Source organism: Microlunatus flavus (genome assembly GCF_900110855.1).
Classification (GTDB): Bacteria; Actinomycetota; Actinomycetes; order Propionibacteriales; family Propionibacteriaceae; genus Microlunatus; species Microlunatus flavus.
On the sequence record NZ_FOFA01000020.1, the window covers coordinates 1 to 11,840 of the forward strand.

Sequence of the window (11,840 nt, forward strand, 5' to 3'; positions counted from 1 at the left end):
GGGCGGCGTCGAGGTTGGCCAGCGCCTTCTCGAGCACCTCGGCGTCGAACGTCCCGTTGTCGCGGGCGTCCAGCAGGGCCGACCGCTGGGCGGCGATGACCGCGAGGCGGTGCTCCTTCGCCTCCAGGAACTGCTCCGTCGTCGGCTCGCCGGACGGGCGCGCCGGCTCGGGCACCGAGGCGGCGCTGCTGCGGATGAGCTCGGTGACGCGGTCGCGTTCCTCGGTCAGGTGGCGCTGGGCCTCGGTGTCGTCGCCGGCCTGCCCGAGCCGGCGGACGAGCGGGCCGACGGTGCCGCCCTGCACCAGCAGCGAGAGGGCGGCCACGGCGAAGGCGACCAGCACGAGCACCGAGCGCTGCGGGGCGTCCTCGGGCAGGGTCTGCGCCGCGGCCACGGTCACCGCGCCGCGCATCCCGGCCCAGACGACGATGCTGCCGTCGCGCCAGCCGAGGGGCTGACGGCGGAAGTACGCGATGTCGGCCAGCCCCCGCGTCACCCGCAGCGCGAAGCGCTCGACGTCGCGCTGGGACCGGGCCCGGCCGAGGCGCCGGCCGCTGCGGGCGTCGACCCCCGCGGTGCCGTCCGGGCTGCCCTCCGCCGCGCCCAGGGTCGACTGGAACTCCTCCAGCCGGCCCCGCAGCTGCTCCCCGCGTCGCGACCCCGCCCTGAGGGCGAGGAGCAGGGGGGCGACGTACGCCGCCCGGACGAGCAGGAGCAGCACGAGCGCGCCGGCCGCGACCAGCACCGCGGTGCCGACGCCGCCGTGGTCGCGGTGGACGTCGGCGACGATCGAGGACACCTGCAGCCCCATCGTGAGGAACACCGCGCCCTCGAGGACGAGCTCCAGGGTGCGCCAGTTCTGCGAGTCCGACAGCCGGTGCTGCGGCGAGAGGTAGCGCGGGGCGAGGACGCCGGTGAGGAGGCCGGCGACGACCGCCGCCACCAGCCCCGACGCGCCGAGCGCGGTGGCGGGGACCGCGGCGGCGAACGGCACGGCGAAGGAGATGACGGTGTTCACCGTCGGGTCGGTCACGCGGCGGCGCACCGCGAGGTTGAGGAGCCCGACCGCCAGGCCGAGCACCACGGCCACGGCGATCGAGTAGGCGAAGTCGCCCACCGCACCCCAGACCGAGAACGAGAGCAGGGCCGCCGTCGTCGCCGTGGAGAGGATGACCAGCGCGGTCGCGTCGTTGAGCAGGCTCTCGCCGTCGAGCATCGCGACCACCCGCCGCGACGTCGGCGTCTGCTTGATGATCGAGGTGGCGACGGCGTCGGTCGGGCTGACGACCGCGCCGAGCGCGACGCCCCAGGCGAGGCCGAGGCCGGGCACCACGGCGCTGAAGAACGTTCCCAGGACCAGCGCGCTGATGACGACGAGCACCACCGACAGGCCGCTGATCGCGCCGAACTCGCGGCGGAAGTTCATCGCCGGCATCGACACCGCGGCCGCGTACAGCAGCGGCGGCAGCACGCCCTCGAGGATCCAGTGCGGCTCGACGTGGACCTCGGCGAGGGCGGGGACGTAGCTCGCCCCCACGCCGACCGCGACCAGCAGCAGCGGCGCGGCCACGCGCAGCCGAGGGCCGACCAGGCTGGCGGCCGCGATCACGACGAGGGCGACGACGAGGAGGACGAGCAGGCCGGTCACGGGCTCAGCCTCGCAGGACCGCGGCCGGTCGTTCCGGCCGAGGACCGCCTCACCTCGAAGCGCCGCCGGGCCCTACCCGCGGCCGGACGTGCGTCCGGCGGGGTGGGGCGCGGGTAATGGAATGGAGCGGGCGGTCCCTCGCTTGCATACTGTGACTATCTCCTCGACGAACGAAGGCACTCGTATGCCCAGCGACACCGCGGTCACGCTGCGCCCTCCGGCGCGCGACCGCGACGGCGAGCGTCGGCCGGGTGCCGCCACCTCCATCTGGCGCTTCCGCTCCTACCTCCTGCCCTACCGCTGGCGCTTCGTCGTCCTCGTCGTCGTCGCCGTGCTCGGCATCGGCGCGAGCATCCTCGTGCCTCTTGTGACGCGCCGCGTGGTGGACGGTCCGATCGCGAACAGCGACCGACCGGGGCTGTACGCCCTGGGGGCCGTCGCGATCGCCGTCGGCGTCGGCGAGGCGCTGCTGATGTTCATCCGCCGCTGGATCGTCTCCAAGGCGACCCTGGGCGTCGAGACCGACATCCGCACCCAGCTCTACGCCAAGCTGCAGCGCCTGCCGCTGGCCTTCCACTCCCGGTGGGCGTCGGGCCAGCTGCTGTCGCGCATCACCTCCGACCTGTCGGTGATCCGCCGGTTCCTGGGCTTCGGCCTGGTGTTCCTGGGCGTGAACATCCTGCAGATCGTCGTGGTCGTGGCCATCCTGGTCCACCTGTACTGGCCGCTCGGCCTCGTCGTCGTCGCCTCGACCGTTCCGGTGACGCTGGTGTCGCTGCGCACGCAGAAGATCTACACCAAGCTCTCGCGGGCCGTGCAGGACCAGACCGGCGACGTGACGTCGAGCGTCGAGGAGATGGCCCACTCCCTGCGGGTCATCAAGTCCTTCGGCCGGGCCGACCACGTCTTCGGCGGCTTCGACCGGCGCAGCGTCCGGCTCCACGACACCGCGGTCTCGCGGGTGCGCGTGCAGTCGACGTTCTGGACGTTCCTGGACGTCATCCCCAGCGTGACGCTGATCATCGTGCTCGCCCTCGGGGCGCTGGCCGTCGCTCAGGACCGGGTCACGCTCGGCACGCTCGTGGCCTTCACCACCCTGATGATGTCGCTCGTCTGGCCGGTCACCTCGCTCGGCTTCCTGCTCTCGATGACGCAGGACGCGATGACGGCGGCCGACCGCATCGCCGAGGTCTTCGACGCCGAGAACACGATCGTCGACGGCACCCGCGAGCTCGACGACGTCCGCGGCGAGCTGGCGTTCGAGGACGTCTCCTTCCGCTTCCCCGACGCGAGCGAGGACGTGCTGCACCACCTCGACCTCCGGCTCGCGCCCGGCGAGACGGTCGCGCTGGTCGGCGCCACCGGCTCGGGCAAGACGATCTTCACGAACCTCGTCGCCCGGCTCTGGGACGTCACCGGCGGGCGGATCACGCTCGACGGCGTCGACGTGCGCGACCTGCGCCTCGACCGGCTGCGCCAGCTGGTCGCCACCGCGTTCGAGGACCCCGTGCTCTTCTCCATGTCCGCGCGCGAGAACGTCGCGCTCGGGCGTCCCGACGCCACCGACGAGGAGATCCTGGCGGCGGTGGAGGTGGCGCAGGCCCAGTTCGTCCACGAGCTGCCGTACGGGCTCGACACCCGGATCGGCGAGCAGGGCATGAGCCTGTCCGGCGGACAGCGCCAGCGGCTGGCGCTCGCCCGGGCCGTGCTCGCCCGGCCGGCGGTGCTCGTCCTCGACGACACCCTCTCCGCGCTCGACATCCACACCGAGGCCCTGGTCGAGGAGGCGCTGCGCCGCGTCCTGGTCGGGGTGACCGGCATCGTCGTCGCCCACCGCGCCTCGACCGTGCTGCTCGCCGACCGCGTGGCCCTGCTGCAGGACGGCACCATCACCCACGTCGGCACCCACACCGAGCTGCTCGCGACGGTTCCCGCGTACCGGGCCCTGCTGTCCGCCGAGCTCGACCCCGAGGACGAGCTGCTGGAGGTGGCCTCGTGACGACCTCTGCCGAGCGCGAGCGCCCCCTCGAGGTGACCGACGACGAGCGCGAGGTCGAGCAGGCCGAGCGGACCGAGCAGGCCGAGCGGACCGAGCAGGCGGGCGAGCCCCGCCAGGGCGTCCAGCTCGACCCGCACGAGCGGTGGCGCGGCGTCGGGGTCGACTCCGGCGCGAGCGACGCCGAGGTCGGGCGGACGGGCAGCCGGTTCCTGCGCGCGCGCAGCCGTCGCCTACTCGGGTCGCTGCTGAGCCCGTACAAGGGCTGGATCGTCGTCATGGTCCTCGTCGTGCTCGTCGAGAACGCGGCGCGGCTCTCGATCCCGCTGCTCGTCGCCCGCGGGATCGACGAGGGCCTGCCGCCGGTCATGCACGGCGGCAGCCCCCGCACCCTGCTGATGATCGTCGCGGCGATGCTCGTCGCCGTCGTGCTGCAGTCCCTCGGCCGGATGGCCTTCCTGCGCGTCTCCGGGCGCATCGGCCAGGACGTCCTGCTCGAGCTGCGCCGGCGGGTGTTCACTCACTTCCAGAAGCTCGACGTCGCGTTCCACGACCGCTTCACCTCCGGCCGGGTGACGTCGCGGCTCACCAGCGACGTCGACGCGATCAGCGAGCTGCTCGTCGGCGGGTTCGACGGGCTCGTGACCGCGGTGCTGACCATGGTCGGCGTCGCGATCCTCATGCTCAGCCTGGACGTCGAGCTCGGACTGGTCTGCCTGCTCTGCTTCCCGGTGCTGCTGCTGCTCGTGCGGTGGTTCGCCCGCCGCTCGGCCACGGTCTACCGCCGGGTGCGCGAGCTGTCGGCCCTGGTCATCGTGCAGTTCGTCGAGACGATGACCGGCATCCGCGCCGTGCAGGCGTACCGCCGCGAGGGCCGCAACTCCGAGATCTTCGACGAGATCGCCGACCGGTACAAGGACGCGAACACCGACTCGTTCCGGCTCGTCGCCGTGTTCATGCCGGGTGTGCGGCTGGTCGGCAACATCACCATCGGCGCGGCGCTGCTCTTCGGCGGCTACCGGGCGCTCGAGGGCGACATCACCATCGGCGTGCTCACCGCGTTCCTGCTCTACCTGCGGATGTTCTTCGAGCCGATGCAGGACATCAGCCAGTTCTTCAACACCTTCCAGTCCGCCTCCTCGGCGCTGGAGAAGCTGTCCGGCGTGCTCGAGGAGGATCCCGGCGTGCCGGATCCCGAGCACCCGGTCGCCCTGCCGCGGGCGCGCGGCGAGGTGCGCTTCGACCACGTCGACTTCGGCTACGACCCGGAACGCCCCGTCATCACCGACCTCGAGCTGACGCTGCGCGAGGGCGAGACCGTCGCCGTCGTCGGCACGACCGGGGCGGGCAAGACGACGATCGCCAAGCTGCTGGCGCGCTTCTACGACCCGACGCGAGGTCGCGTGACGCTCGACGGCGTCGACCTGCGCGAGCTGTCCGACGCCGACCTGCGCCGGGCGGTGGTGATGGTGACCCAGGAGAACGTCATGTTCTCGGGCAGCGTCGCCGACAACATCGGTTTCGGCCGGCCCGACGCGACCCGCGCCGAGGTCGAGGCGGCGGCTGCGGCCGTGGGTGCGGACACCTTCATCGAGGCGCTGCCGGAGGGCTACGACACCGACGTGGCCAAGGGCGGCGGCCGGCTCTCGGCCGGTCAGCGCCAGCTCGTCGCCTTCGCCCGCGCGTTCCTGGCCGACCCGGCCGTGCTCGTGCTCGACGAGGCCACCTCCAGCCTCGACGTGCCCAGCGAGCGGCTCGTCCAGCAGGCGCTGCAGACCGTGCTCGCCGACCGTACGGCCGTGATCATCGCCCACCGGCTCAGCACCGTCGAGATCGCCGACCGCGTCCTCGTGGTCGAGCGGGGCGAGATCGTCGAGCAGGGCCCGCCGGAGCTCCTCCTCGACGAGACCGACGGCCGCTACGCCGCCCTCCACGACGCCTGGGAGGCGTCGCTCGCCTGAGCCGCGAGCCGCACACCTCCCGGTCAGCCGCTCAGGCCCCGCGCTGTGCGGCTGTCCGTGGGGTGCGGGCCTGCGCCTGGTCAGACGTCGAAGACGACGACCTTGTCGGCGTGGGCCCCGATCGCCTGGGCGACGGGCTGGTGCGCCGGGTGCGGCAGGTAGGCGTCGCGGGCCTCGGGCGAGGCGAAGGTGATGACGAGCGCGTAGTCGAAGCCCTCCTCCTTGCCCTCGGGGCTCGTGGAGGGACCCTCGGCGACGGCGAGGACGTCGGGGATGCTCTCGCGGAAGCCGGCGACGAGCGGCCGGACGACGCGCTCGGCCTCCTCGGCCTCCCCGTCGCGCCAGGACACGAGGACGACATGCGTGGTGGTCACCCCGGCGACGCTAGCCCCCTGAGATCCGACGGCTCGGTGGCCTTGAGCTGGCGGACTGCGGCGGGAGTGGCTGACGGCGGCATATCGTGCGGTCGAATCTCAGGGCAGGCCTCCGTGCAGAGGTCGCCGCCGGAACCCAGTCGACACCGGTGGGCCGCCGGTCGGTTGATTCGTTCACGGCTGTACTGCATCACTCTTTGATAACTCATCAATGCAGTTGCTGTGAAGTGGCTGTGCGGTTCGTACTCTGACGGTTCCCCGGAGCCGCACCAGAAGGACTAGTCGTTATGAGCCAAGCCGCCGAGCAGCAGAACCCGCCCTTGCCAGATCAGCCCCGCCCGACGGGTCCCGCGCTGCCCGTGAAGGGCAACGCGTTGGCCGTGACCGCACTCATCATCGCCATCATCAGCCTCCTGCTCTGCCTGATTCCGATCGTCAATAATGCGGTCTTCTTCCTCGGGTTGATCTCCCTAGTCCTCGGCGTTGTCGGAGTGGCGCTCAGTCGCGGGGGACGGCGTCGTGGAAAGGGCATGTCGATCGTCGCGATCGTCCTGTCCGTTCTCGCCCTCGCCGGCGTACTCGGCAGCCAGGCTTTCTACGGGAAGGCGCTCGACGACGTCGGGAAGGCCATCGATCCGGACACCACTACGTCGAAAGTGGAGCCTGGTGGTGCAGCCAGCGGCAGCGCGCCGGACCAGTCAGCCGGGCCGAAGACATATCAGGTGGGCGACACGGCGGAGGTTCAGCAGAACGAGGAGCCGGCTGCACGGATCACCGTCAGCAAGGCGACGTCGAGCTCGAAGGGCTTCGACTCCTACGCCGACAAGCCGCAAAACGGGCGCTACAAGCACGTGACGATCGCGATCAAGAACGTCGGCTCCGAAGGCTTCGACTACAACCCGTTCGACTGGTACGTCCGTGATGCGGACGGCTCCAAGTATCAGTACGCGGACGGCAACTACTCGGGTTGGAAAGGCAAGGACCTCAGCTCAGGAACTCTCGCGGCTGGAGAGAAGGTCCAAGGCACCGTCGAGTTCGATGCACCGTCTGCTGCTAAGCAGCTCGTGTATGCACCTGGAGGTGGTGGCGACATCGCCGCCATCTGGACGATCTCCTGATCAAGCCCGAGCTGGCTTGACGACAGCAAGAGCCCAGGCGACTGCCTTCGACACGTCAGAGATGGTCGTGGTGGTTCCGGGCTCGGTGTGAGGTCTTCGCACCACCACCACCGGAACCTCCAGCTCGCGGGCCGCGTCGAGCTTGGCCGCGGTGTGGGTGCCGCCGGAGTCCTTGGTGACGAGCAGGTCCGCCCGGTGCTCGCGCAGCAGGGAACGTTCGCCCTCGAGCGCGTACGGTCCCCGTGAGCGCAGGACGCGCCAGGCGGGGGGCAGCGCGATCTCGGGCGGGTCCACGACGCGGGCGAGGACGCGACGGTCGGCCCACGGCAGGAACTCGGCCAGCGACTGCCGCCCGGTCGTCAGCAGTGGCCGTACGCCGGGGACGTCCAGGGCCTGGGCCACCGCGTCGACCCAGGTCCAGGCGCCTGCGTCGGGGTGGTCGGACCAGCCCGGGCGGGCCAGGCGCAGCAGCGGGACGCCGGTCGCCGAGCACGCGCCGGCCGCGTTCGCCGAGATGGTGGCGGCGAAGGGGTGGGTGGCGTCGACCACGGCGGCGACGCGATGTTCCACGAGAAACGTCGCGAGCCCGTCCACCCCGCCGAACCCGCCGACCCGGACCCGCCCGACCGGCAGCGCGGGCGCCGAGACCCGCCCGGCCAGCGAGGACAGGACGTCGACCCCGGCCTCGACGAGCGCGGCTGCGAGAGCCCGGGCCTCCGCGGTGCCGCCGAGGACGAGGACGGTCACCGGGTCGCCCGCTGACAGCGGACGGGCCGCGGGGCGAGGGCCAGGCCGACCGCGACCGCCAGGGAGAGCAGCGAGGTCGCCCGCGCCAGCCGGACCGTGCGGTCCACGTCCGCGACCGTCACCGGTACGCCGGACCCGAGCGTCCCGCGGTCCTCGACGTGACCGCCGTAGACGTTCACCCCGCCCAGCCGGACGCCGAGTGCACCCGCGAACGCGGCCTCGACGACGCCGGCGTTCGGGCTGGGGTGCTGCCCGGCGTCGCGTCGGACCGCCGCGAGCGCCGAACGGGCCGACCCGCCGACCAGCGGGGCGGCGAGTGCGGTGAGCAGGCCGCAGACCCGCGCCGGCACGAGGTTGAGCACGTCGTCGAACCGCGCCGACGCCCACCCGAACCGGAGGTACCGCTCGGAGCGGTGCCCGACCATCGCGTCGAGGGTGTTCGCGGCCCGGTACGCGAGCAGGCCCGGCACGCCGAGCGCCGCGCCCCACAGCAGCGGGGCGACGACGGCGTCGGCGGTGTTCTCCGCGACCGACTCGACGCAGGCCCGCGCGACCTCGTCAGCCTCCAGCCGGGTCGTGTCGCGCCCCACGAGGTGCGTCACCTGCACCCGGGCCGCCGCCAGGTCGCCGCGCTCGAGCTGCTCGGCGACCGTCGCCGCCTCGCGCCCGAGCGAACGTCCCCCGAGCACTGCCCAGGTCGCCGCCGCGGTGACGACCACCCGTGCCACCCGTCGGCGACCCGCCGCCCGCTCCAGACCGGCCCCGAGCAGCGCCGCACCCCCCACGAGCACGGCCGCGTAGGCCGTCCCGCGCGGCCGGCTCGGGGCCCACAGGCGCCGCTCGAGCGCCGCTGCGACGGTGCCGAAGGCGGCCACCGGGTGACCGCGGCGCGGGTCGCCCAGGACGGTGTCGGCGACGTACCCGAGGACCAGCCCCGCCGCCGTCACCGCGCCGGAACACCGATGCCCTAGCCTCATCGCCGATGTCTCCTCTCGCCTCGGCCCCGGCGCAGCGCACGCTCGTCACCGGCGGTTCCCGCTCGGGCAAGTCGCGCTTCGCGGAGGGCCTCGTGGCCGACGCGGAGTCCGTCACCTACGTCGCGCCCGGCCCGCTGGCCGACCCGTCGACCGACGCCGAGTGGGCCGCGCGCGTCGCGGTGCACCAGGAGCGCCGCCCGGAGCACTGGACGACGGTGGAGACCGACGACGTCGCCGAGGTGCTGCGGCGCGGGGACCAGGCCTACCTCGTGGACTGCCTCGGCACCTGGGTGACCGCGGTCATCGACCGGATGGGGACGTGGGACGTCCCGCTGGGCGACTGGCAGCCCGACTTCGACGCCCGGGTCGCCGAGCTCGTCGACGCCTGGCGGTCGACGCCGCGCATCGCCGTCGCCGTCACCAACGAGGTGGGCTGGGGGCTGGTGTCCGAGCACCGCTCGGGCCGCGTGTTCACCGACCTGCTCGGCCAGGTCAACGCCGCCCTCGCGGCGGCCAGCGAGGACGTCGTCCTCATGGTCGCGGGCCGCGCGCTCTACGTCTGACCCCGGACCGGCCCGCCTCACGGCCGGGCCGCCAGCACGACGAGCAGCGTCGCGAGCGCCGCCTCGACCGCCGCACCCATCACGTCGCCGCTGACCCCGCCGAGGCGTCGGACGGTGTGCCCGACGAGGGCCACGACCACGACGACCGCCAGCGCCCCGGCAACCATGCCCTGCCACCAGGGCCGCCCGGTCGCCACCGCCGCGAGCGCCGGCAGCCCGAGCAGCAGCACGACACCCGTGCCGGCCCCGACCGGGCCGACGGAACCGGCCACGACCCGGCCCAGCCCGTCCGGCCGCGCAGCCGGGACCCCGCGGCGGCAGACCAGCACGAGGGCCGCCCGGGAGGCGCAGACCAGCAGCAGGACGGCGAGCGCGCCGCCTGCGGCGTACGGCAGCGCCGCCAGCCCGGCGACCTGCAGGCCGAGGACGACGAGCAGGGCGACCGCGCCCATCGGCCCGACGTCGCCGCGCCGCATCACCTCCAGCGCCCGGGCGCGGTCCCAGCTCGCGCCCAGGCCGTCGACGGTGTCGGCCAGCCCGTCGAGGTGCATGGCCCGGGTGCCGAGGGCGAGCGTGCCGACCACGAGGACCGCGCGTAGGGCGGCCGGGAGGCCGGCGACCTGGGCGAGGACGACGACCGCGGCCGTCACCGCGCCGAGGGGGAGCACCGCGAGCGGGGCGAGGACCATCGCCCGCCCGGCCGTACGCCGGTCCGGGTCGCTGACCGGGCGGACCGGCAGCACGCTGAGGAACCCGCCCGCCAGCCGCAGCGCGTCGACGGACACCGCGCTCAGGCCCCGGGCGCCAGGTCGGCCAGCAGGGCCATCTCGCGGAGCAGCAGGACCGCCGAGCGCAGCACGGGCAGGGCCGTCAGCGCGCCGGTGCCCTCACCCAGCCGCAGGCCGAGGTCGAGCAGCGGGACCAGGCCGAGCTTGTCGAGCGCGAGCTGCTGCGCGGGTTCGGTGGAACGGTGCCCGGCCGCGCACCAGGCGACCACGCCCGGCTCGAGGTCCTCGGCCACGGCGAGCTCGGCGAGGGTCACGATGCCGTCGAGGAGCACGGGCACGCCGGCCCGGGCGGCGCCGACGAGGAAGCCGACGCCGACCGCGAGGTCGGCCGAGCCCAGCGCGGCCAGCCGCTCGACCGGGTCGTCGACGCGCCGCCCGACCCGCGCGAGGGCGTCGGTGAGCACCGCGGTCTTGTGGGCCAGCGCCGTGTCGTCCACGCCGGTGCCGCGTCCGACGACCTCCTCGGCGCCGACGCCGAACGTCGCGGCGACCAGCGCCGCCGCGGGCGTCGTGTTGCCGATGCCGAGGTCGCCGAGCAGGAGCAGGTCGGCGCCGGCGGTGACCTCCTCGCCCGCCAGGGCCTCCCCGACGGCGAGGGCCGTCCGGACCTCGTCCACGCCGAGGGCGTCCTCGCGCTGGATGGCGCCGGAGGAGGAGCGCAGGTGGTGGCGCACGACGGCGGGGCCGAGCCCGCCGAGGTCGGCGTCCACCGCGACGTCGAGGACCTGCATCGCGACGCCGTGCTGGCGCGCGAGGACGTTGGCTCCCGACCCGCCGGCGACCATCGCCGCGACCATCGCGCCGGTGACCTCGCGGGGGTAGGCGGAGACGCCGTCGTGGGAGACGCCGTGGTCCCCGGCCAGCACGGTCAGGCGGACCCGGTCCAGCGGACGCGGGGGGCAGCTGTCCTGGCAGGCGGCGACCCAGGCGGCGGCGTCCTCCAGGCGGCCGAGCGCGCCGAGCGGCTTGGCCAGCCCGTCCAGCCGGGTCCGGGCGGCCGCGCCCGCCGCGGCGGACGGCGGGGCGATCACGCGTCGACCAGTGGGCGGGACCGCTCGGGGCGGCGGCCGCGCACCGCGAGCCGGTGCGCCAGCTCGGCGGTCGCCAGCCCGATGACGCCCCACAGCGTGACCTGGACGAGCAGGCTCGCCTTGCGGAACTCGTACAGCAGGCTCGCCGGGAAGCCCTCGGGCACCTCGTCGTACGTCGGCACCAGGCTGCCGGCGAGGCCGACGACCACGGCGTAGCCGGCCGCGCAGACCAGCACCGCGTACCAGGTGCCCCACCGGGGGGCGACCCGTCGGGCGACCAGCACGGCCGTGACGCCCGCGATCACCGAGATGGCGACGAGCAGGAAGTAGAGCTCGGTGCGGTAGCCGATGGTGTCGGCCTGGCCGACGGCCGGCGGGTTCGGCGGGTAGGTCAGGAACGGGACCAGGTAGACCGCGACGAAGCCCAGCCCGGCGACGAGCAGCGGCACCCCGCGGGTGCCGAGCCGGCCGAACCGTCCCATGGCCAGCGCGCTCACCGCGCCGACCAGGCCGCCGAGCGTGACGCCCGCGACGACGGTCGCGGTGGCGAGGCCGGCGGTGGACTGGAGCGACCGGGGCACCTCGGTCCCCCCGGCCGTGCCGTGGTCGTGGCCCCCGGCGGCGTCGCCGTGGTCGT

The 11,840-nt window shown here is 74.0% G+C and carries 11 protein-coding genes; 4 read left to right on the forward strand and 7 right to left on the reverse strand.

All coding sequences use genetic code 11. From position 1 onward, the window contains the following. The coding region (locus tag BMY04_RS22005) for a cation:proton antiporter (protein ID WP_091187191.1) at positions 1–1,648 on the reverse strand (1,648 nt) is incomplete at its 3' end. Between the two features lie 184 nt (positions 1,649–1,832). Between BMY04_RS22005 and BMY04_RS22010 the strand changes: the two genes are divergently transcribed. Together BMY04_RS22010 and BMY04_RS22015 are read left to right on the forward strand one after the other, a co-directional pair. Then, a complete protein-coding gene (locus BMY04_RS22010; RefSeq protein ID WP_091187195.1) occupies positions 1,833–3,647 on the forward strand; it encodes an ABC transporter ATP-binding protein in 1,815 nt (604 codons plus the stop codon). Next, a complete protein-coding gene (locus BMY04_RS22015; RefSeq protein WP_232506574.1) occupies positions 3,644–5,605 on the forward strand; it encodes an ABC transporter ATP-binding protein in 1,962 nt (653 codons plus the stop codon). The genes BMY04_RS22010 and BMY04_RS22015 overlap by 4 nt, the downstream gene beginning before the upstream one ends. Positions 5,606–5,685: 80 nt before the next feature. Here BMY04_RS22015 and BMY04_RS22020 read toward each other — a convergent pair whose 3' ends face one another. Then, on the reverse strand, positions 5,686–5,979 hold the full coding sequence (locus BMY04_RS22020; protein WP_091187198.1) for a Dabb family protein: 294 nt from the start codon (positions 5,977–5,979) through the stop codon (positions 5,686–5,688). A gap of 287 nt (positions 5,980–6,266) precedes the next feature. Here BMY04_RS22020 and BMY04_RS22025 point away from each other — a divergent pair, with 287 nt between their 5' ends. Continuing rightward, a complete protein-coding gene (locus BMY04_RS22025; RefSeq protein ID WP_091187202.1) occupies positions 6,267–7,097 on the forward strand; it encodes a DUF4352 domain-containing protein in 831 nt (276 codons plus the stop codon). Here BMY04_RS22025 and BMY04_RS22030 read toward each other — a convergent pair whose 3' ends face one another. Further along, entirely contained in the window at positions 7,098–7,844 is a 747-nt protein-coding gene (locus BMY04_RS22030) for a cobalt-precorrin-6A reductase (protein ID WP_091187205.1), read from the reverse strand. Further along, positions 7,841–8,821, reverse strand: a complete 981-nt coding sequence (locus BMY04_RS22035; protein WP_091187208.1) for a cobalamin biosynthesis protein — start codon at positions 8,819–8,821, stop codon at positions 7,841–7,843. Before BMY04_RS22035 ends, BMY04_RS22030 begins: the two co-directional genes overlap by 4 nt. Positions 8,822–8,826: 5 nt before the next feature. Between BMY04_RS22035 and BMY04_RS22040 the strand changes: the two genes are divergently transcribed. Further along, on the forward strand, positions 8,827–9,384 hold the full coding sequence (locus BMY04_RS22040) for a bifunctional adenosylcobinamide kinase/adenosylcobinamide-phosphate guanylyltransferase (protein ID WP_091187213.1): 558 nt from the start codon (positions 8,827–8,829) through the stop codon (positions 9,382–9,384). 17 nt (positions 9,385–9,401) lie between these two features. On the opposite strand, the gene BMY04_RS22045 is transcribed toward BMY04_RS22040, so the two are convergent. The 3 genes from BMY04_RS22045 to BMY04_RS22055 form a co-directional block, all read right to left on the reverse strand. Further along, on the reverse strand, positions 9,402–10,169 hold the full coding sequence (locus BMY04_RS22045; RefSeq protein ID WP_091187216.1) for an adenosylcobinamide-GDP ribazoletransferase: 768 nt from the start codon (positions 10,167–10,169) through the stop codon (positions 9,402–9,404). Positions 10,170–10,174: 5 nt separating this feature from the next. Further along, positions 10,175–11,203 carry a nicotinate-nucleotide--dimethylbenzimidazole phosphoribosyltransferase gene (gene cobT, locus BMY04_RS22050; RefSeq protein WP_091187221.1) on the reverse strand — a complete coding sequence of 343 codons (1,029 nt, stop codon included), beginning with the start codon at positions 11,201–11,203 and terminating at the stop codon, positions 10,175–10,177. Next, positions 11,200–11,840 (reverse strand): CbtA family protein (locus BMY04_RS22055; protein WP_091187225.1); only part of this gene is annotated, 641 nt, incomplete at its 5' end. The genes cobT and BMY04_RS22055, both read right to left, overlap by 4 nt.

Excerpts from the sequence above, each read along its gene's own strand:
- BMY04_RS22025 (WP_091187202.1), top strand. The coding sequence starts at position 6,267 with ATGAGCCAAGCCGCCGAGCAGCAGAACCCGCCCTTGCCAGATCAGCCC.
- BMY04_RS22035 (WP_091187208.1), bottom strand. The coding sequence starts at position 8,821 with ATGAGGCTAGGGCATCGGTGTTCCGGCGCGGTGACGGCGGCGGGGCTG.
- BMY04_RS22010 (WP_091187195.1), top strand. The coding sequence starts at position 1,833 with ATGCCCAGCGACACCGCGGTCACGCTGCGCCCTCCGGCGCGCGACCGC.
- BMY04_RS22040 (WP_091187213.1), top strand. The coding sequence starts at position 8,827 with ATGTCTCCTCTCGCCTCGGCCCCGGCGCAGCGCACGCTCGTCACCGGC.